General features: G+C 70.3%; 15 protein-coding genes. 5 read left to right on the forward strand and 10 right to left on the reverse strand.

What is annotated here, in order from left to right; translation table 11 throughout:
* Positions 1–8 precede the first annotated feature (8 nt).
* The 3 genes from AB0M02_RS24010 to AB0M02_RS24020 are packed head-to-tail and all read left to right on the forward strand — an operon-like array spanning position 9 to position 3045.
* Complete coding sequence (locus AB0M02_RS24010) at positions 9–1562, forward strand: acyl-CoA ligase (AMP-forming), exosortase A system-associated (RefSeq protein WP_364230150.1); 1554 nt, start codon at positions 9–11, stop codon at positions 1560–1562.
* Positions 1559–2767, forward strand: coding sequence for a pyridoxal-dependent decarboxylase, exosortase A system-associated (locus AB0M02_RS24015; protein WP_364230152.1), 1209 nt, complete (start codon positions 1559–1561; stop codon positions 2765–2767). The genes AB0M02_RS24010 and AB0M02_RS24015 overlap by 4 nt, the downstream gene beginning before the upstream one ends.
* A gap of 20 nt (positions 2768–2787) precedes the next feature.
* Positions 2788–3045, forward strand: coding sequence for an acyl carrier protein (locus AB0M02_RS24020; protein WP_364230154.1), 258 nt, complete (start codon positions 2788–2790; stop codon positions 3043–3045).
* A gap of 69 nt (positions 3046–3114) precedes the next feature.
* On the opposite strand, the gene AB0M02_RS24025 is transcribed toward AB0M02_RS24020, so the two are convergent.
* From AB0M02_RS24025 to AB0M02_RS24065, 9 genes are all read right to left on the reverse strand, one after another.
* Entirely contained in the window at positions 3115–6798 is a 3684-nt protein-coding gene (locus AB0M02_RS24025; protein WP_364230156.1) for a DUF4082 domain-containing protein, read from the reverse strand.
* Between the two features lie 249 nt (positions 6799–7047).
* Positions 7048–8067, reverse strand: a complete 1020-nt coding sequence (locus AB0M02_RS24030; RefSeq protein ID WP_364230158.1) for a hypothetical protein — start codon at positions 8065–8067, stop codon at positions 7048–7050.
* Complete coding sequence (locus AB0M02_RS24035) at positions 8064–9299, reverse strand: MFS transporter (RefSeq protein WP_364230160.1); 1236 nt, start codon at positions 9297–9299, stop codon at positions 8064–8066. Before AB0M02_RS24035 ends, AB0M02_RS24030 begins: the two co-directional genes overlap by 4 nt.
* A gap of 16 nt (positions 9300–9315) precedes the next feature.
* Entirely contained in the window at positions 9316–10428 is a 1113-nt protein-coding gene (locus tag AB0M02_RS24040) for an acyltransferase (protein ID WP_364230161.1), read from the reverse strand.
* A 13-nt stretch (positions 10429–10441) separates the two neighbouring features.
* Positions 10442–11539, reverse strand: coding sequence for a DegT/DnrJ/EryC1/StrS family aminotransferase (locus AB0M02_RS24045; RefSeq protein ID WP_364230163.1), 1098 nt, complete (start codon positions 11537–11539; stop codon positions 10442–10444).
* Complete coding sequence (locus AB0M02_RS24050) at positions 11536–12180, reverse strand: acetyltransferase (protein WP_364230166.1); 645 nt, start codon at positions 12178–12180, stop codon at positions 11536–11538. The genes AB0M02_RS24045 and AB0M02_RS24050 overlap by 4 nt, the downstream gene beginning before the upstream one ends.
* Positions 12177–13289 carry a DegT/DnrJ/EryC1/StrS family aminotransferase gene (locus AB0M02_RS24055; protein WP_364230561.1) on the reverse strand — a complete coding sequence of 371 codons (1113 nt, stop codon included), beginning with the start codon at positions 13287–13289 and terminating at the stop codon, positions 12177–12179. The genes AB0M02_RS24050 and AB0M02_RS24055 overlap by 4 nt, the downstream gene beginning before the upstream one ends.
* An 8-nt stretch (positions 13290–13297) precedes the next feature.
* Positions 13298–14263, reverse strand: a complete 966-nt coding sequence (locus tag AB0M02_RS24060; protein WP_364230168.1) for an NAD-dependent epimerase/dehydratase family protein — start codon at positions 14261–14263, stop codon at positions 13298–13300.
* Entirely contained in the window at positions 14260–15351 is a 1092-nt protein-coding gene (locus tag AB0M02_RS24065; protein ID WP_364230170.1) for a Gfo/Idh/MocA family oxidoreductase, read from the reverse strand. The genes AB0M02_RS24060 and AB0M02_RS24065 overlap by 4 nt, the downstream gene beginning before the upstream one ends.
* A gap of 333 nt (positions 15352–15684) precedes the next feature.
* Between AB0M02_RS24065 and AB0M02_RS24070 the strand changes: the two genes are divergently transcribed.
* The gene (locus tag AB0M02_RS24070) at positions 15685–16290 is read left to right on the forward strand and encodes an acyltransferase (RefSeq protein ID WP_364230172.1); all 606 of its coding nucleotides are present in this window, start codon (positions 15685–15687) and stop codon (positions 16288–16290) included.
* A 1-nt stretch (position 16291) separates the two neighbouring features.
* Here AB0M02_RS24070 and AB0M02_RS24075 read toward each other — a convergent pair whose 3' ends face one another.
* Positions 16292–18121, reverse strand: a complete 1830-nt coding sequence (locus AB0M02_RS24075; protein WP_364230174.1) for a PAS domain S-box protein — start codon at positions 18119–18121, stop codon at positions 16292–16294.
* A gap of 91 nt (positions 18122–18212) precedes the next feature.
* Here AB0M02_RS24075 and AB0M02_RS24080 point away from each other — a divergent pair, with 91 nt between their 5' ends.
* Complete coding sequence (locus AB0M02_RS24080; RefSeq protein ID WP_364230177.1) at positions 18213–19145, forward strand: nitronate monooxygenase family protein; 933 nt, start codon at positions 18213–18215, stop codon at positions 19143–19145.
* The last annotated feature ends 30 nt before the right edge of the window (positions 19146–19175 follow it).

Here is a 19175-nt window from a genome sequence, read left to right on the forward strand (position 1 = left end):
ACCGACAGATGCGCATCCGATTGCACGACCTGCTGGCCGGTGCCGCCGGCCGGTCCGGCGACGCCCCGGCTGTGACGTACCGCGACGACACCCTGACCTACGCCGAGCTCTGGCGCGACGTGCGGTCCGCCGGCGCCGGGCTGCGGGATCTGGGTCTCGCCCGCGGCGAACGGGTCGCGGTCTATCTCGACAAGCGGATAGAAACGGTCACCGCGATCTTCGCCACGTCGGCCGCGGGCGGCGTGTTCGTCCCGGTCAACCCGGTGCTGCGGGCCCGGCAGGTGGCCTACATCCTCGCCGACTGCGACGTGCGCGTGCTGGTCACCACGGCCGAGCGCCTCGAAGCCCTCGGCGAGGAGCTGGAGCAGGTCAAGTCCCTGGAGCGGATCATCCTGGTCGGCGGGGGAGAGGCCGGCGGCCGGCTCCCGGTGACCGCCTGGGACGACCTGCTCACCGGCGGCGACCTGCCGGAGAGCCCGGCGATCGACCTCGACATGGCGGCGATCCTCTACACCTCGGGCAGCACCGGCAAGCCGAAGGGCGTGGTGCTCTCGCACCGCAACATGCTGTCCGGCGCGGAGAGCGTCAGCTCGTACCTGGAGATGACCTCGAACGAGGTCGTGCTGGCCGCGCTGCCGCTCAGCTTCGACGCCGGGTTCAGCCAGCTGACCACGTCGTTCGCGGTCGGCGCGCACGTCGTGCTGGTCAACTACCTGCTGGCCCGCGACGTGGTGCGGCTCTGCACGAAGCACGGCGTCACCGGCCTGACGTGCGTACCTCCGCTCTGGATCCAGCTCGTCGAGCAGGACTGGCCGGAGGAGACCGGCCGCCGGCTGCGCTACTTCGCCAACACCGGCGGGCGGATGCCGAAGACCACCCTGGACCGCCTGCGCGCGATCTTCCCGGCGGCCCGGCCCTACCTGATGTACGGGCTCACCGAGGCGTTCCGCTCGACGTTCCTGGACCCGGCCGAGGTGGACCGCCGTCCCGACTCGATCGGCAAGGCCATCCCGAACGCGGAGATCCTCGTGCTGCGCCCGGACGGCAGCGTCTGCGACCCGGGCGAGGAGGGCGAGCTGGTGCACCGTGGCGCCCTGGTGGCCCTCGGCTACTGGAACGACCCGCAGCGCACCGCCGAGCGGTTCAAGCCGCTGCCGGGCGCGGAGGGCGCGCTCAACACCGAGCTGGCGGTCTTCTCCGGCGACTCGGTGGTCCGTGACGAGGAGGGCTTCCTCTACTTCGTGGGCCGCACCGACGAGATGATCAAGACCTCCGGCTACCGGGTGAGCCCGACCGAGATCGAGGAGGTCGCGTACGCCACCGGCCTGGTCCGGGACGCGGTCGCGCTCGGCGTGGCGGACTCGAAGCTGGGCCAGAAGATCGTGCTGATCGTCAGCCCGGCCGGCGAGGGCGACCTCGACACCGACGCGGTGAAGGCCGCGTTCAAGCGGGAGCTCCCGCTCTACATGCTGCCCAAGGACGTGCTGGTACGCCCGGAGCTGCCGCGCTCGCCCAACGGCAAGTTCGACCGCAATCTGCTACGTCAGGAGTTGGGCGCGTGACCGGGTTCGAGCAGATCGACGGCAGGCTGGCGGTCGGCGGGGTTCCGGTCGACCGGCTCGCCGAGCGCGTCGGCGGCACGCCGTTCTTCGCGTACGACCGGCGGCTGCTGACCGAGCGGGTCGCCCTGCTGCGCGCGGCGCTGCCGTCGGACGTGCAGCTCAGCTACGCGGTCAAGGCGAACCCGATGCCAGCCGTGGTGCAGCACATGAGCGGCCTGGTCGACTCGTTCGACGTCGCCTCGTCGATCGAGATGGGCGTCGCGCTGGACACCCCGATGCCGGCCAACCGGGTCAGCTTCGCCGGGCCCGGCAAGACCGACGCCGAGCTGCGCCAGGCGGTCGCCGCGGGCGTGACGATCGAGCTGGAGTCGGAGAACGAGGCCGCCCGGATCGTCGCGACCGGCTCGGCCCTGGGTATCCGCCCGCGGGTCGCCGTGCGCGTCAACCCGGACTTCGCGGTCAAAGGCTCCGGCATGCGCATGGGCGGCGGGCCGCAGCAGTTCGGCGTGGACGCGGAACGCGTGCCGGCGCTGCTCAAGGAGCTGGCCGGGGCCGACCTGGAGGTGCTGGGCTTCCACATCTTCGCCGGGTCGCAGAACCTGCGTGCCGAGATCATCGCCGAGGCTCAGCGGCGGACCGTGGAGCTGATGCTGCGGCTGGCCGGCGACGCGCCGGAGCCGGTCCGCTACCTCAATCTGGGTGGTGGGTTCGGGATCCCGTACACCGACCGGGACAGCCCTCTCGACCTGGCCGCGATCGGCGCCAACCTGACCGAGCTGATGCGCGACGAGGTGCGCCCCCGCTTCCCCGACACCCGCGTGGTGATCGAGCTGGGCCGTTTCCTGGTCGGCGAGGCCGGTGTCTACGTGACCAAGGTGATCGACCGCAAGGTGTCGCGCGGTAAGACGTACCTGGTCGTCGACGGCGGCCTGCACCACCAGCTCGCCGCGTCCGGCAACTTCGGCCAGGTGATCCGCCGCAACTACCCGATCGCGGTCGCCAACCGGATCGACCAGGAGCCGGCCGAGCAGGTCACCGTGGTCGGCTGCCTCTGCACCCCGCTCGACCTGCTGGGCGACAACGTCACGCTGCCCGAGGCCAATGTGGGCGACCTCATCGTCCTCTACCAGGCCGGCGCGTACGGCCTCACCGCCAGCCCCACCGCTTTCCTGAGCCACCCGGCGCCCGCCGAGGTGCTCCTGTGACACTCTCCGGAGGTAAGTAGATGGCCCTGACCGGTACCACGATCGACGACGTCAAGGCGGTGCTGGTGTCCGTCCTCGGCATCGAGGACCGCGCCGCGACGATCGACGCCGGCACCCAGCTCCTCGGCAACCTGCCCGAGCTGGACTCGATGGCGGTGCTGGAGCTGGTCGCCGCCCTCGAGGAGCGGTTCGGCGTGACGATCGACGACGACGAGGTGACCGCCGACGTGTTCGACACCCTCAAGTCCCTCGCCGCGCTGATCGACTCCAAGCTCTGAGTCTCCAGCGTCTTCGGTAGCAAAGAAGGCCCTCACCTTTCGGTGAGGGCCTTCTTCTTGGTCAGCCGGTCAGTTGTTCGGCTTGAACTTCACATCCACCCAGAAGTTGTGGTTCGTGATCGTCTGGGGGAATCCGTCGCCCGGCCGGTAGACGCCGCCGCGGGTCTCCACGTGCAGCGGAGGCGCGTCGAGGCCCTGGGAGGCGAACTGGTTGAGGTTCACCGCGTAGCGGCCCGCAGAGGACCAGTACGCGACCGTGTACGTCTCACCCGGGGTGATGTCGACCGCCGGGCTGAACGTCACGGACTGCCAGCCGGACGCCGTCTCGCTCGTGAACGGCGCGCTGGCGATGGGTGCGCCGGCGCTGTTGTAGAGCGTGCCGGTGTGGATACCGGTGTTCTGCGGGCCCTTGTAGAACCGCATCCCGGTCGCCTTGCCGGCGACGTCCGAGGTGAACTTGACGCCCACCGTGATGGAGTCGTTGTCGTCCCAGTTGGCGTGGTCCGGAGTGGCGTCCGCCGCGAAGATCCCGACCGTGCTGCCGTCCGGCGGCGTGGTCGGGTCCGGGTCCGGATCCGGGCCGGCGTCCGGCACGAACAGCGGGTCGACCCAGTAGTTGGTCGCGCCGTACGAGCTCGTCGGCCACGCGTTGGCCCCGTACCGGTAGACGCCGTTGGCGGTCGTCGCCGGCGTGGTCAGCGATCCCCGCGTCCACAGCGAGTTGAAGAACCCCGGTGTGGCCGAGTAGTGACCGTTGGGCGCGTAGTACGACACCGTGTACGTCGTCCCGGCGGTCACCGTGACGGCCGCGTCGAACCGGACGCTCTGCCAGCCCGACCCGGTCTCACCGGAGAACGTGGCGCGGGCCATGACGCCGCCGGTCGGCGACCACAGCGTGCCGGTGTGCGTGCCGTTGTTGCCCGGTCCCTGCCAGAAGCGCACCCCGACCACCTTGCCGTTCGTGGTGGGGATGAACTTCACGCCCAGTTCGATCGCGCTGTTGTCGCTGTCGGCGGCCACCTGCGGTACGGCGTCGTCGGCGAACAGCGTGTCGATCTGCGCCGTGGCGTCCGTGGTGAACGACCACACCGTCGGCTCGTCACTCGGCGTGCCGCCGGTGTCGCTGGCCAGCACCGTCGCCGTGTACTTGGTGGAGGCCTCCAGCGGGACGCTCGGCGAGAACGTGACCCGCCGGTCGTCCGCGTCGTAGGAGAACCCACCCGGCACCGTGACACCCGCGGCCGACTTCAGGCCGAACTCGATCGAGTCGTGGTCGAGCGGCCGGCTGAACTTCACCGACGGCTCGGCGCTGAGCGGGACGACAGTGGCGTTGTTCACCGGCGAGAGCGACACCGGCGCCGGGGCACCCTTGTCGCTGGAGATGAACATGACGTCCACGTAGTAGTTCGTGTCGTTGTACGAGTGGGTCGGGAAACCCGCGTTGTACGCGAACACGCCGTTGCCCTGCGCCTGCGTGGACTTCGCCACGTTCAGCGGCGACGAGTCCACCCCGGTCAGGCTGAACGCCGAGCCGTCGGCCGCGTAGTGCCCGTTGGGGGCGGTGTACGAGGCCACGTACACGGTGTTCTTGCTGATCGGCTCGGGGTCTTCGAAGGTCAGCCTCTGCCAGCCCGCGCTCGTCTCGTTGGAGAACGTGCCGGTGGCGAGCCGGTCGCCGTCGGCCGACCAGAGGCTGCCGGTGTGCGAACCGGTGTTGCCGGCGCCCTTGTAGAACCGGATGCCGGTGATGTAGCCGTCGTCGGTGGCCTTGAACCGGATGCCCGGCTCGATCGCCGCGGTGTCGTCGACCGCCGGGTTCGCCGGCACCTTGTTGCCGAAGATCGTCGTCGGACCGGTCAGCTTCAGGTTCAGGACCGTCGACGGCTCCTGGATGTTGGCGCTGTCGTCGATGCCGCGAACCCGGACCGCCTGCAGCCCGGCGCCGCTGGTGTAGAAGCTGTACGACCAGGACGTGGTCCCGTCGGCCGGGTGCCAGGTGGCGCCCGAGTCGGTGGAGACCTCGACACCCGCGACCTTGCCGCCGCCGGCGTCGGTGGCGGTGCCCTGCAGGGTGACCTGCGAGCCGTTGGTCACCTTCGCGTTGTTCGCCGGGCTCGTCACGGTCACGGCCGGCGCCTGCGTGTCGGTGGACTGGATCGCGGCGTCCAGGTTGCTCATCCGCGTCGCCGGCTGCGAACCCATGTCGGCGAGCAGGTTGACGGTGGCCTGCTGCATCCGCTCGTCGGCCGGCTGGGGGTCGACGCCGTCGTGCTTCTGGTCCAGGCCCCAGGCCCACTGCACGGTGCCCGCGCCGAAGACCAGGGCGCCGCTGGCGGCCTTGTACAGCGTCAGGTGGTGCGTGGTGGTGCCGGCCAGGGTGACGTTGCCGAAGTCCTGCAGGTATTCCGGCGTGGGGCCGGTCGTGGTGGACATCCGGATCAGGCCCGGCGGGCGGAAGCCGTTGTCCAGGTCCTCGTCCGACTCGTAACCGACGGTGTGCGGCGCCAGCGTGGCCGTCGTGTCGGCGGCCATGTTCTCCAGGCCGGTGTTGCGCCACAGGCGCAGCTTGCCCTGCGCGGCCGGCACCTGCAGGGCCAGGTCGGTGTAGTTGGCCATGTACAACTGGCCGGTCAGAGCGTTCTCCGGCAGGCCGGCACCCTGTTCCTGGGTGGCGAACCGCGGGTCACGCCAGGTGCCCGTCCACTCCGGGGAGGTGTCGTCGATCTTCGCCTTGCCCCAGGTCTCCTTGTAGCAGACCAGCGTCCGGTACGGGGTGCCCGCGCCGTCCTTGCTGGTCTCCCAGCGGGTCCGCCAGTAGACCTCGTTGCCGCTGAAGAACGCCAGGTTCACGCCGGCGTCGCGGGCGGCCTCGACGTTGGCGCGCTGCGCCCCCGACCAGTACTCGTCGTGACCGACGGAGAGGAACGTCTTGTGGTTCTTGATCAGCTCACCGTGACGGTCGGTGTCGACGTCGGTCGTGTAGCTCACGTCGTACCCGTTGCGCTCCAGGAACCGCAGCATCGGGTACTCGTTGCTGAACAGGAAGTCGCGGCCGTGGTCCGAGCCCCGGGTCGCGAACGGCCGGTTGTAGCTGATCTTCAGGGCGCGGCCGTTGACCGGCGCCTGGTAGAAGTCGGCGCCGCCGTACAGGTTGTACGCCTGCCAGGTCGCGTCCGACGTCTTGAAGTACAGGTCCGAGTGGCTGCTGTCGTTGCGCACCACGAAGGTGATGTGACTCGCCTCGGTCGTGGTGATGTCCGTGCGCTTGAGCCGCGCGATGTAGATGCCCGACACCTGCGCCTGCGGGACGTTCCAGTGCGCGGAGACGTGCCAGTTGCCGCAGTCGAGCAGCTGGAGGTCCTCGTCGGTGATGCAGTTCTCCGGCTGCGGCGCGGTCGAGGTCGGCGTGACGTCGGTGATGAAACGGGCGCCGTCGCCGTCGTACCAGCCGAGCCGGTACACCTTGATCGAGTAGGAGGAGCCCTCCGACTTGATCTTGAAGTCGATCCGCTGGCCCGCGTTCACGCTGATGTCAGTGGCGAAGCCCTGGATCGTGTGGTCACCGGCGCCGTCGATCTCCCACTCGGAGGGATCGTTGCCCGCCTGGGCGTTCTCACAGACGATCGGATTGGTGCCGCAGGTCTCCGCGGCGGCGGGCGTCGAGCCGCCGATCAGCGAGGCCGCGACCAGAACCGCGGCGACGAAACCAGCGAGGAGAGGGCGCCGGTGTCGTCGGCTGATCGCACGTAACATTTCTGACATCGGGGCGCCGGCTGCCCCTGGTACCACCGGCTCCGCCCCCTGTTTGTCCATTTCTGCCGGACACCAACCTTTCAAAAGGGAATCAACTCGCACGATTCGCCGGTGGAAGCCCGGATGTGCGTTGTGAAAATAGAAGATCGAGCGGTGCTCAAACATCGGTGAGGGCTGCCGAAGTGGACGCCGCCCGGTGATAGTGGATCATCCGTTCGGTCGGCCACTTCGCATAAGTGGCCCCTTACCTCATCGGACGACCGCCGGTGACCACGCGTCGCTGATCAGCACTTCCGGCTTTCCGGACCCGTCGGCCGGCACCTTCCAGACATCACTGGAGGCCGAGCCGTCGGTCTTGCGGGACAGGCCGTAGAGGACGGTCGAGTCGTCCAGCCACTCGGCCTGGTCGTCGATGCTGCGGGTCTCCGCCAATTCGATCTCCGTTCCGGTCCGGAGATCGTAAACGGCCAGCCTCCACTTGCCGGCGGGCAGGTCGCCGTGCTTCTTGAAGGCGATCCGGGTCCGGTCGGGGGAGAGCGACGGGCACTCCACGTCGCTGCGGATCGAGGTGACCGTCCGCTTGCTCAGGCTGCCCTCGACGAGCCAGGTCCTGCCGCCGGACGCGGCCGTGGCGAAGAAGCGGTCGTTGTCGCCGGCGAACGTGACGCCCCACAGGTTCTTGTCCGCGGCGGTGATCACCTTGCCGTCGACGACCAGCTTGAACTTCTCGATGTCGCCGACCACCTCACCGTCGGTGCGGGTCACCACGGTCCTGGTGGAGAACTGTCCGGGGTTGGCGTAGGAGTCGCCGTAGACGAACGTCGTGGTCGCGACCAGCGAGCCGTCGCCGGACAGTCGGGCGCGGCTGGGCAGGCCGGTCAGCGGGAGGTCCCGTGTGTCGTTCCAGCTCGGATCCAGCAGTTTGGACTGATAAGTCGTGACAAGTCCGCGTTTAGCGGAAAGGCAGATGGCGTCGGCTGTCGTGGCGTACACCCGCTCGCAAGAGGCCGGAGTGAACGCCCTCGGGCCGTCCGGAGCGGTCAGCGGCACCACCGCGACGCGACCGTAGTTCTCGCCCAGCGCGTTGCTGCGGAACACGATGTGCGGCTGGGTGCGCAGCGACTGCAGATCGCCGCCCTGGGCGACCTGTGGTGCCGAAGCCAGCGTCTCCGCCTGGGTCTTTCGAACATTCCAGACATATCCTCCGGCTCCGGCTAGAGCCAGGAGGAGGATCGACAGCAGGGTGGCGACGCGAGCCCGGCTGTTCACGCGTCCGCCTCGACGCCGCGCAGCAGCCATGCCACCGCGGGTATCGCGGCCGTCAGCAGGCCGGCGAAGAGCAGCAGTGAGGACGCCGGGCCCTGCAGGCTCCAGAGCAGACCGAACGTCAGCGACGAGGCGAACCGGGCCAGCGCCACCACGGTCTGCGCCGCGGCGATGCCGCTGCCCCGGGCCTCGGCCGGGACCAGGCGGCTGACCAGCGCCGGCAGGACACCGTCGGTGGCCGCGTAGAAGACGCCGAGCAGCATCAGGACGACCAGCGTCAGCCCGAGACCGCCGGACGGCAGCGCGGCGAGCAGGTAGCACGCGAGCAGGGCGCCGTGCCCGGCGACGAGCACGCGGGCGCGGCCCACCCGGTCGGCCAGCCGGCCCAGGGGCACGGCGAGGGCGAGGTACGCGACGTTCGTGCCGACGTAGAGCAGCGGAAAGTAGACGGCGGCGAAGTCGTCGCGCTCCTGCAGTGACAGGTAGAGGAAACCGTCACCGACTGTCAGCAGCCCGAGCACCCCGGCGGCGATCAGCGGGCGGCGCAGCCGGCGGCCGGCCACCGCCCGGAACGTGCGCCGCAGACCGATCCGCGCGGTACCGGCGGCGGTGCGCAGGTTCGGTACGAACAGGACCAGGACCGCCACACCCACGATGGCGAACGCGAACGACACCACCCAGATCGAGTCGTAGCTGCCCGGCACGGCGGCGAGCAGCGCGAACGCGACGAGCGGGCCGAGCGCGGCGCCGATCGTGTCCAGGGTGCGGTGCACGCCGAACGCGCGGCCGAGCATCTTGGGGTCGGACGCCTCGGCGATCAGCGCGTCGCGCGGGGCGGTGCGCAGCCCCTTGCCCAGGCGGTCGACGGTCACCACGGCGGTGATCGCGGCGAAGCCGGTCGCCACGAGCATGGCGATGCGACTGAGCGCGGACGCGCCGTACCCGAGAACCGCCACCCACTTCGGCTGGCCCCCGCGATCGCCGGCGTAGCCGCCGGCGATCCGCAGGAAAGCGCTGACGCCCTGGTACATGCCGTCCAGGAAGCCGTACGCCACCGGGCTGAGCCCGACCGCGGCGGTGAGATACAGCGGGAGGACCGACGCCACCATCTCCGACGACACGTCGGTCAGCAGGCTCACCACGCCGAGCAGTACGACCGTCGACGAGACCCGCCGGATGGTTGTCCCGGACTTTCCCGAGTCGGATCCCGGCCGGTCTCGCAAACTTACATACATGGTGCGTTCTTCCTGATCAGGGCGTGGTGACGCTCGGTGCCGGAGTCTGCACCGGGCGGGTCTTGCTGCCGGAGAACAGCCGCATCGCGGGCGTCTCCACGATCCGGTACAGCGCCCAGGCGCCCAGCATGGACAGCGCCAGCATGGCGAGTGCCACGAGCATTCCGCCGGGGTGCGAGAAGCCCTCCCCGCCGAGCGCCCGCTCGACGATCCGGATCGCGAGCTGGTGCACCAGGTAGAAGGCGAACGAAATCTCACCCAGCCAGATCATCGTGCGGCGCCGCAGGAACGAGCTGGTGCCGTTGAGGTCGCTGACCGCGACGGCGGGGATCAGCAGCGCGAGCGGGATGACGGTGCCGGCCACGTACGAGAAGCCGAGCGGAAGGAAGCCGGAGGCGAAGTACGCGGCGACGGCGAGCAGGGCGGCCGGCACCACGGTGAGCCGGATCCACAGACCGTCGCGCACGATGCGGGCCAGCAGGATGCCGACGACGAACTCCAGCATGCGCACCGGCGGGCTGACGTAGATGAACCAGTACCGCAGATCCTCCGGCAGGCCCAGCGCCACGGCCGGCATCAGGCACACCGCCGCCAGCACGGCACCGGTCAGCGGCCACAGCCACTGCCGGGGCAGCCGGTCGACGGCCCGCAGGATCAGCGGGAAGCAGAGGTAGAAGAAGGCCTCGCAGGAGAGCGACCAGCTCGGGGTGTTCAGGCCGTAGAAGACCGCCTCGTCGGGCACCCAGGCCTGCAGCAGGAGCAGGTTGGCCGCCACCGACCAGACCGTGACAGCGGTGCCGGCGACGAGCACGACCGCGAGCGCGAACAGCGCCGTCGCCAGGTGGTTCGGGTACACCTTCGCCGCGCGGCGCCGCCAGAAACGCCGCATGGTGTCGCCGGGACGGGCCGACCAGCAGAGCACGAAGCCGCTCAGGATGAAGAAGAACGAGACACCCGTCGCGCCCTGCCGGAACACCTCGTCCAGCACCGCGGGTACGCCGCCGTCCTCCGCGAAGAGGCCGGCGACGGACACGTGGAAACCGAAGACGGCGAACGCCGCGATGAACCGCAGACCGGTCAGCGAGGGAAGCCGGCGGTCACCGTCGGTAGCTACCGCGGCGTAGGCCATCTGACAGTCCTCCTCAGGACGCGCGCAGCGCCTTGGCCAGCTCCTCGGCCACCCGGGCCTGCTGGTCCGCGGTGATCTGCGGGTAGATCGGGAGCGACAGGATCTCCGGCGCGACGGCCTCGGCGTTCGGGTAGGAACCGTCCAGGCCGGCGAAGGCGCCGGTCTTGTGCACGGGGATCGGGTAGTGGATCGCGGCGCCGACGCCGGCGGCGTTGAGCTGTGCCAGCACCTCGTCGCGGCGGGCCACGCGGACACAGTAGATGTGCCACACGTGCTCGTTGCCCTCAAGCGTCTCCGGCAGCACCACGTCCAGGTCCGCCAGCAGCTCGTGGTAGCGGGCGGCGGCGGCGCGGCGGCGCTCGTTCCAGCCGGCCAGCCGGGCCAGCTTGGCGCGCAGCACGACCGCCTGCAGCCCGTCCAGGCGGCTGTTCACGCCGACCAGGTCGTGGTGGTACTTGCGCAGGCCGCCGTGGCTGCCCAGCGTCCGTACCGTGGTGGCCCACTGTTCGGAGGCGGTGGTCACCGCGCCGGCGTCGCCGTAGGCACCCAGGTTCTTGCCCGGGTAGAAGCTGGTCGCGGCGATGCCGTCCACGCCGGAACCGATGCCGTGCCGGGTGGCGCCCTGCGACTGCGCGGCGTCCTCGACGATGGCGATGTCACGGCCCGCGAGGCCGGCGCGGAGCTGGTCCACCGGGGCGAGCTGGCCATAGAGGTGGACCGGCGCGATCGCGCGGGTGGCCGGGGTGACCGCGGCGAGAGCCGCTTCGACATCGATGAGATAGGTACGCGGGTCGCAGTCGACCAGCACGACCCTGCCGCCGGTCCGCGCGACCGCTTCGGCGGTGGCGATGAACGTGTTGGCCGGCAGGATCACCTCGGTGCCCGGGCCGACGCCGACCGCCCGGAACGCCAGCTCCAGGGCGTCGGTGCCGTTGGCCACGCCGATGCAGTGCGGCAGGCCGGAGAAGGCCGCGTACTCCTGCTCGAACGCCGCCACCTCGGCACCGCCGATGAAGGCGGTCTCGGCGATGATGCGCTTGAAACCGGCCTCGACCTCCTCGGCCACCTCCGCGTGGGCGGCGGCCAGGTCGACGAGCGGAATCCTGGTCATTGAGCTAACTCCTCAGCTTTCCGCAGCAGACGGGCCGGGTTGCCGGCCCAGATCTCACCCGGGGGCACGTCGTGCAGCACGACGGAGCCCATGCCGACCAGGGCCCAGTCGCCCACGGTCACGCCCTCCCGGATCAGGGCGCCGGAGCCCACATAGGCGCCGGTCTTCAAGACAGCACTGCCACCGAGGCGTACGCCCGACGCGATGGTGACGTAGTCGCTCACCCGGTCGTCGTGGGTGAGCACGGCCTGCGGCATGACGGCCACGTGCGCTCCCACGGTGACGTCGGCGGTCAGCACGGTTCCGGCGAGCAGGACGCTGCCCGTTCCGACGGTGCTGCCGGCACCCACCACGGCGGTGGGGTGCACGACCGTGGCGTACCGGTCCTCGGGCAGGCCGAGGCGTTCGACGATGCGCCGCCGGGCGGTGAAGTTGCGCGGGTTGCCCACGCACACCACGACCGCGGCGTCCCGCTTGAGCACGCTGTCGACCGGGCCGAGGATCGGCAGGCCCGCGCGGACGGTGCCGTGCAGGGCCGGGTCGTCGTCGACGAAGCCGAGCACGTTCCACCCCGCCGGGGCGGCGGCCGCGGCGGTCTCCCGCGCGAAGCCGCCGGCCCCGACGATGATGAGGTCTTTCACCGTACGGCCAGCTCGCGCAGCACGCCGACGATGTGGTCCTGGTCGTCCTCCGTGAGCCTGTGGTGCAGCGGGAGGATCAGCGAGTCGCGGGTGATCCGCTCGGTCACCGGCAGCGGTGCCGGGGTGACGTCGGCGTACGCCGGCTCCAGGTGTGCGGCCATGATGCCGCGACGGGCCGAGACACCCTTGGCGGCCAGCTCCGTGAGGACCTCGTCGCGGCTCACCCTGAAGCCGTCGAGCAGGACCCAGAAGGACTGGTAGTTGGTCTGGCCGTGTGCGGGGTCGCGTACCGGGACGAGGCCGTCGATGTCCGACAGCAACTCCTGGTAGCGGGCCGCCAGCGCGCGCCGCTGCGCGACCAGGCCGGGCAGGCGGCCGAGCTGCACCAGGCCGACCGCGGCCTGGATGTCGGTCATCCGGTAGTTGTAGGCGGTCTCCAGGTACGCCTCCAGCACCGGCTGCTTGCTGGCGTGCCGGTCGGCGGCGGACACGTTCATGCCGTGCTCGCGCAGCCGCTTGAGGCGGACGGCGGCCTCCGGGTCGTCGACGGTCACCATGCCGCCCTCACCCGTGGTGATCAGCTTCCGGGGGTGGAACGACCACGCGGCGACCCGTGCACCGGTTCCGGCGGGCTGGCCGTACGCCGTGGAACCCGCCGCGCAGGCGGCGTCCTCGACCAGGCCGACGCCCCACCCGTCCGCGGCCTTGCGCAGCGCGGCGGTGTCGAACGGCACGCCGCCCTGGTGCACCGCGATGACCGCGCGGGTCCGCTCGGTGCGCACCGCGTCGATCGTCTCCACGGTGAGGTTGCCGGTGGCCAGGTCGACGTCGGCGAAGACCGGGGTCGCGCCCACGTAGCGGACCGCGTTCGCGGTGGCGATGAACGACAGCGACGGGACGATCACCTCGTCGCCGGGCTTGATGTCGAGCAGCACCAGCGCCAGGTGCAGGCCGGTGGTGCAGGAGGAGACCGCGACACCGTGACCGGCGCCGACAGCGGCCGCGAACTCAGTCTCGAATCGGGCGACACGCGGTCCCTGCGCGACCCAGCCGGAGCGGATCGCCTCGGCGGCGGCCTGCGCCTCCTCCTCGCCCAGCTGCGGAATCATCACCGGAATCACTTGGACGACCGCCACCAGTCGACGAGGCCCGCGAGGCCCTCGTTGAGGGTGAGCTCGGGCTTCCAGCCCAGCTTCTGCTCGGCCGCGGTGATGTCGGCCAGGCGGCGGGTGACACCGTTGACCGCGCGGGCCGGGCCGTGTTCCGGCTCGAGGTCCGACTTCATCACCGCGGACAGCGCCGCGGCCAGCTCCTTGAGGCTGGTCTCGGTGTTGCTGGCGATGTTGAAGACCTCGTCGGTGACGTCCGCGCGGGCGGCCAGGATGTTGGCTCTGGCGATGTCCGCCACGTGCACGAAGTCCATGGTGGCCAGGCCGTCGCCGAGGATCAGCGGGGGAGTGCCCGACTCGATGCGCTCCATCCAGCGGATCAGCACCTCGGTGTAGAGGCCGTAGATGTCCATCCGCGGCCCGTACACGTTGAAGTAGCGCAGCGCGACGTAGTCCAGGCCCTTCATGGCGTGGAAGCTGCGCAGCGTCGCCTCGTTGAACGCCTTCGCCGCGCCGTAGAACGTGTCGTTGTTGTAAGGGTGGTGGCGCTCCGTGGTCGGGAACTCCTCGGCCAGCCCGTACACCGACGCCGACGAGGAGGCGACGAGCTTCTTGACGCCGGCCTCGGCCGCCGCCTCGATCACGTTGAACGTGCCGTCGACCAGCACCTCGTTGGCGAGCCGTGGCTCCTCCGCGCACTGCGTGATCCGGATCGCGGCCAGGTGGAAGACCAGGTCCTTGCCGGCCGTCACCTCCCGGACCAGCTCGACGTCGCGGATGTCGCCCTCGACCAGCCGCACCGGGCCGTTCTCCAGCGCCCAGGCGAGGTTGTCCCGCCGGCCGCGGACGAAGTTGTCCAGGACGACGATCTCGGCGGCGCCGCCGCGGACCAGTTCGTCCACGACGTGCGAGCCGATCGTGCCCGCACCGCCGGTGACGAGAGCGCTCGCGCCCTCGATCTGTACCCCAGTCACGCCATGTGCCCTTCGTCCAGCTTGATCATGGTTCCGCCCTCGGCCAGGCTGCGCGAGGCAGCCTGCAGGATCTCCAGCACCCGCAGCCCGGACCGTCCGTCGGTGAGCGCGGGAGTGCCGGTCGTGATGGCCCGCCCGAACTCATCGACCATCGTGCGCAACGCCTCCCGCTCGGTCAGCGCCGGGGCCACCATGTCGCCGGACCGGTACGAGATGAGGATGTCGCGCCGCTGCTCGTCTCCCAGCTCGTCCGGCGAGGCCACGTCGACACCGCGGTCGTAGAGGGAAAGCCGCTGGCTGGGGTTGAGGTCGTCCCACACGAGAGTCCGCTTGGAACCGCCGACGATCGTGGTGCGGACCTTCACCGGGGACAGCCAGTTCACGTGGATGTGCGCGATCGCGCCGTTGCTCAGCTGCAGCGTGAGATATGCCACGCAGGCCCGCCCGGCGCCGATCCCGTCGGCACCGTGCGCGGCCACCGCGACCGGGCGGACCGCCGGCGGCAGCACGAAGTCGAGAATCGACAGGTCGTGCGGCGCGAGGTCCCACACCACGTCGATGTCACGCTGGACCAGGCCCAGGTTGATCCGCACCGAGTCCAGGAAGTTCAGCTCGCCCAGCTCGCCGGCGTGCAGCAACTCGCGGATGCGCAGCACCGCCGGGGTGTAGCAGTAGGTGTGGTCGCACATCAGCGTCAGCCCGCGGCGGTCGGCCTCCTCGACGAGCTGGCGGCCCTCGTCGAAGGTGGCCGCGAGCGGCTTCTCGACGAGCACGTGCTTGCCGGCCTTGAGCGCGGCCATCGCCACCGGCAGGTGCGTGCCGGCCGGTGTGGCGATCGCCACGGCGTCGACCTCGGGGTCGGCGAGGACCTCGTCGAGGTCGGCGGAGACCTGGACCGTCGAGTAACCGCCGAGCACACGCTTGGCCCGGTCGACGTCGAGGTCGCACAGCCACTGGAGGCGGAACGACGGGCTGCCCTGGAAGTTGCGGACGAGGTTGGGGCCCCAGTAACCGGCCCCGACGACAGCGATTCCGATCGGCTTGTCGTTCTTGGTCTGCTTGTCGGGCGGCGGAGGAGTCACTGACATCCGTTTCGTTCTGGAAGCCGCGGCTTCGTCGGTGGTCCTTACGTCCGGGGATGGCCACGTCGACGTCGATCGTGCACGGTGGAGGGATGCGGGACGCGGTCGGCCGGAACGCTATCGATACGACGCCACCCGCCGCCAGATCGCTGACGGAATTCCGGCGAAGCCGGGAGGGTGAAGCGATACCTTCGGCCATTGCCGGTGCGCCTTGTGGTCAGCGGCCATGCCGACCAACGGACCGACTTGGCCGCACAGGTCGGCTACCCGACACCGATCCGAACATGATCATGATTACTCTGGCGGGGTTTCCCGCTCGGCTGCCCGGAGAGGTTCGTTATGACCGCATTTGAGGGTGTCACTGTCGCTCCGACCGCCGATGTCGACCCGAGGGCGACGATCGGTGCCGGCACCCGGATCTGGCATCTCGCCCAGATTCGCGAGGATGCGGTCCTGGGATCCGGCTGCAACATCGGCCGGGGCGCGTACGTGGGCCCCGGCGTGATCGCCGGCTCCAACGTGAAGCTGCAGAACCACGCCCTGGTGTACGAGCCCGCCCGCCTCGGCGACGGCGTCTTCGTCGGCCCGGCGGCCGTGCTCACCAACGACGAGTACCCGCGCGCGGTCACCCCGGACGGCCGGCTCAAGGGCGGGGACGACTGGACGGCCGTCGGCGTGACCATCGGGGACGGCGCGTCGATCGGGGCGCGGGCCGTGTGCATCGCGCCGGTGACGGTGGGCCGGTGGGCGCTGGTGGCGGCGGGTGCGGTGGTGACCAAGGACGTTCCGGACTTCGCGCTGGTGGTGGGGGTTCCCGCACGGCGGGTCGGTTGGGTGGGGCGGGCCGGGCATCCGCTGACCGCCAAGGGCGACGGGGTGTGGGTCTGCCCGGAGACCGGTGCGGAGTACGTCGAGCGCGACGGGTCGCTGACCGAGTCGGAGTGAATCAGGGAGAGGGGCCTGGCTGCGCGGAGGAACCCGGTGCCGACCCGACGGCCGGCGGTGTCGACAGCGCCTCATCCACCGCCGCCAGCAACTCGACCGCGGTGAACGGTTTCTGGACGATCCGGGTGGCATCCCCGATGTCGTAGCGGCGGCGCAGTTCGGCGTCGCTGTAGCCGGACATGAACAGCACGCGCAGGCCCGGGTGCCGGTCCCGGAGATCGTCGGCCAGGGCGGGGCCGGGCCGCCCGCGCAGGACGATGTCGGTGATCAGCAGGGACGCGTCGTCCAGCGTGGAGGCGGCCAGATTCTCCTCGCTGAGGGCGGTGGTCCGGTAACCGTGCTCGCGCAGGATGCGAATCACCAGGTCGCGTACGTAATCCTCGTCCTCGATGACCGCGATGCGCTCCCCGTGGCCATGGGCCGGCCCGGTCTCGAGGCACTCGGCCGGCGCGGTCGCCGGTTCGGACACCAGCGGGAGCAGGATCTCGAAGGTGGTGCCGATGCCCAGCGTGGAGTCCACGCCGATGGTGCCGCCGGCGTCGCCGACGATGCCGTACACGGTGGCCAGCCCGAGCCCGGTGCCGCGGTCGGCGGGCTTCGTGGTGAAGAACGGTTCGAAGAGGCGGTCGCGGACCTCGGGGGTCATGCCGGTGCCGGTGTCGCTGACGGTGAGCCGGGCCTGCGCGCCGGCGCGACTGGTTTCGATCACCACGACGCCGCCGTCGGGCATCGCGTCCCGGGCGTTGATGACCAGGTTGAGCAGGATCTGGTCGAGGCGCCCGCGGTTGGCGCGGACCGGCAGCGGGTGCGAGTGGGTACGGCACACCATGCGGATGTTGGCGCCGATGCTGCGGCTGAGCAGCTCGCCGGAGCAGGTGATCGAGTCGTTCAGGTCGACGATCTCCACCTCGGTCGGTTCCCGCTTGGCGAACAGCAGCAGCTGGCCGGTGAGCGAGCGGGCGCGGTCGGCGGCGTCGCGGATGCGGGCCAGGTCGTCGGCGCCGTCCGGGGTGATCTCGTCGGCCAGGAAGTCGGCGTAGTTCAGGATGATCGCGAGCAGGTTGTTGAAGTCGTGCGCGACGCCACCGGCCAGCTGGCCGAGGCTCTCCAGGCGGGCGGCGCGCGCCGATCGCTCGGCCGCCAGCTTCTGATCGGTGATGTCCCGCTCGGTGGCCGCCGCCGCGACGACGTTGCCGAGTTCGTCGCGGATCGGTGAGACGGTGACCGAGACGACGCGCTCGCTGCCGTCGCGGCAGATCCGGCGGGTCTCGTCGAGGCGGATCTGCCGGCCGTCGGCCAGTTCGGCGAGCGCCTGGTCCAGGGCGTGCCGGCGCTCGGGCGGGATGACCTTGGCGAACCGGCTGCCGATCACCTCGTCCGCGGTGTAGCCGTAGAGGCGCTCGGCGCCGCCGTTCCACGAGGTGACGACGCCGTCGAGACGGCTCACGATGATCGCGTCGGCGGACTGCTCGGCGAAGGCCACCAGCATCTCGCGCTCGCGTGCGGCGCCGGCCTGCCCGCGCGCCAGGGCGCGGTGGTGCCGGGCGACCGCCCAGCTGATCACCGTGATCGTGACCACCACGACCAGCCGCAGGAACTGGTCCAGCGTGCCGAGCAGGCCCTGCCAGGTGGAGATGGTGAAGGCGGTGGCCAGCGCGTAGCCGCCGACGAGCAGGACCGCTGAGGGGTTGGACGAGGTGGCGGCGAGAGCCGGGCCCAGCGCGAGCATGCCGAACACGAGCATCCGCGGCGGCGCGGCCGCCGAGAGGAGGGCGAGGACGGTCACGACGGCCACCGACACCAGTACAGACACCGGCCTCAGAAGCCTCACACCGAAACGGTAAGCCTGCCGGGGGCCGGGAATCGGCGATTTCGGTCTCAAGCCCTATGCAACTAGTTGCATACTGTTCTAGCCTTCCTCCATGTTCACGGACTCACTGTCGCTGCCGGTGATCGCTGCGCCGATGTTTCTCTGCTCCGGCCCCGACCTGGTGATCGCTCAGTGCCGGGCCGGCGTCGTCGGCTCGTTCCCGGCCCTCAACGCCCGCCCGGCGAGCCTGCTCGGCGAGTGGCTGGACCGGATCAAGGCCGAGACGGGCGGCGCGCCGTTCGCGGTGAACCAGATCGTGCACCGGTCGAACCGCCGTCTCGAGGAGGACATGGCGGTGATCGTCGAGCACCGCGTGCCGATCGTGATCACGTCACTGGGTGCCCGCCCGGAGATCAACGACGCGGTTCATTCGTACGGTGGGACAGTTCTGCACGACGTGATCAGCAACGAGTTCGCGCACAAGGCGATCGACAAGGGCGCGGACGGCATCATCGCGGTGGCCGCGGGCGCCGGTGGCCACGCCGGGACGCAGTCGCCCTTCGCGCTGCTCCAGGAGATCCGCGCCTGGTTCGACGGCCCGCTCGTGCTCTCCGGCGCCATCGCGCACGGCCGCTCGATCCTGGCCGCGCAGGCCGCCGGGGCCGATCTGGCGTACGTGGGCAGCGCGTTCCTGTCGACGACCGAGGCGACGCTGTCACCGGAGTACCGCGAGATGATCGTCGCGAGCAGCGCCAAGGACATCGTGTACAGCAACCTGTTCACCGGGGTGCACGGCAACTACCTGCGGGGGAGCATCGAGGCGGCCGGTCTCGACCCGGCGAACCTGCCCGTGTCGGATCCGTCCGCGATGGACTTCGGAGCCACCAAGGCCTGGCGTGACATCTGGGGCGCCGGTCAGGGCATCGGCGCACTCGACGCCGTTGTGTCCACAGAAGAACTGATAAATCGGTTCAAGGTTGAATATAAGGTAGCAAGGGATCGGTTGGTCGGCGTGACCACAAGCCCCGCATCGGCAGCACCATGAACATCGTCCGGCCTCACCGCACTCACCTCG

Source organism: Actinoplanes sp. NPDC051861, assembly GCF_040681145.1.
In the GTDB taxonomy this organism is placed as follows: domain Bacteria; phylum Actinomycetota; class Actinomycetes; order Mycobacteriales; family Micromonosporaceae; genus Actinoplanes.

What these genes read in the sequence shown, in the direction of transcription:
- AB0M02_RS24080 (WP_364230177.1), top strand. Translation starts at nt 18,213, where the DNA reads ATGTTCACGGACTCACTGTCGCTGCCGGTGATCGCTGCGCCGATGTTT.
- AB0M02_RS24065 (WP_364230170.1), bottom strand. Translation starts at nt 15,351, where the DNA reads ATGTCAGTGACTCCTCCGCCGCCCGACAAGCAGACCAAGAACGACAAG.
- AB0M02_RS24020 (WP_364230154.1), top strand. Translation starts at nt 2,788, where the DNA reads ATGGCCCTGACCGGTACCACGATCGACGACGTCAAGGCGGTGCTGGTG.
- AB0M02_RS24025 (WP_364230156.1), bottom strand. Translation starts at nt 6,798, where the DNA reads ATGTTACGTGCGATCAGCCGACGACACCGGCGCCCTCTCCTCGCTGGT.
- AB0M02_RS24040 (WP_364230161.1), bottom strand. Translation starts at nt 10,428, where the DNA reads ATGGCCTACGCCGCGGTAGCTACCGACGGTGACCGCCGGCTTCCCTCG.
- AB0M02_RS24055 (WP_364230561.1), bottom strand. Translation starts at nt 13,289, where the DNA reads ATGATTCCGCAGCTGGGCGAGGAGGAGGCGCAGGCCGCCGCCGAGGCG.
- AB0M02_RS24035 (WP_364230160.1), bottom strand. Translation starts at nt 9,299, where the DNA reads ATGTATGTAAGTTTGCGAGACCGGCCGGGATCCGACTCGGGAAAGTCC.
- AB0M02_RS24045 (WP_364230163.1), bottom strand. Translation starts at nt 11,539, where the DNA reads ATGACCAGGATTCCGCTCGTCGACCTGGCCGCCGCCCACGCGGAGGTG.
- AB0M02_RS24070 (WP_364230172.1), top strand. Translation starts at nt 15,685, where the DNA reads ATGACCGCATTTGAGGGTGTCACTGTCGCTCCGACCGCCGATGTCGAC.
- AB0M02_RS24010 (WP_364230150.1), top strand. Translation starts at nt 9, where the DNA reads ATGCGCATCCGATTGCACGACCTGCTGGCCGGTGCCGCCGGCCGGTCC.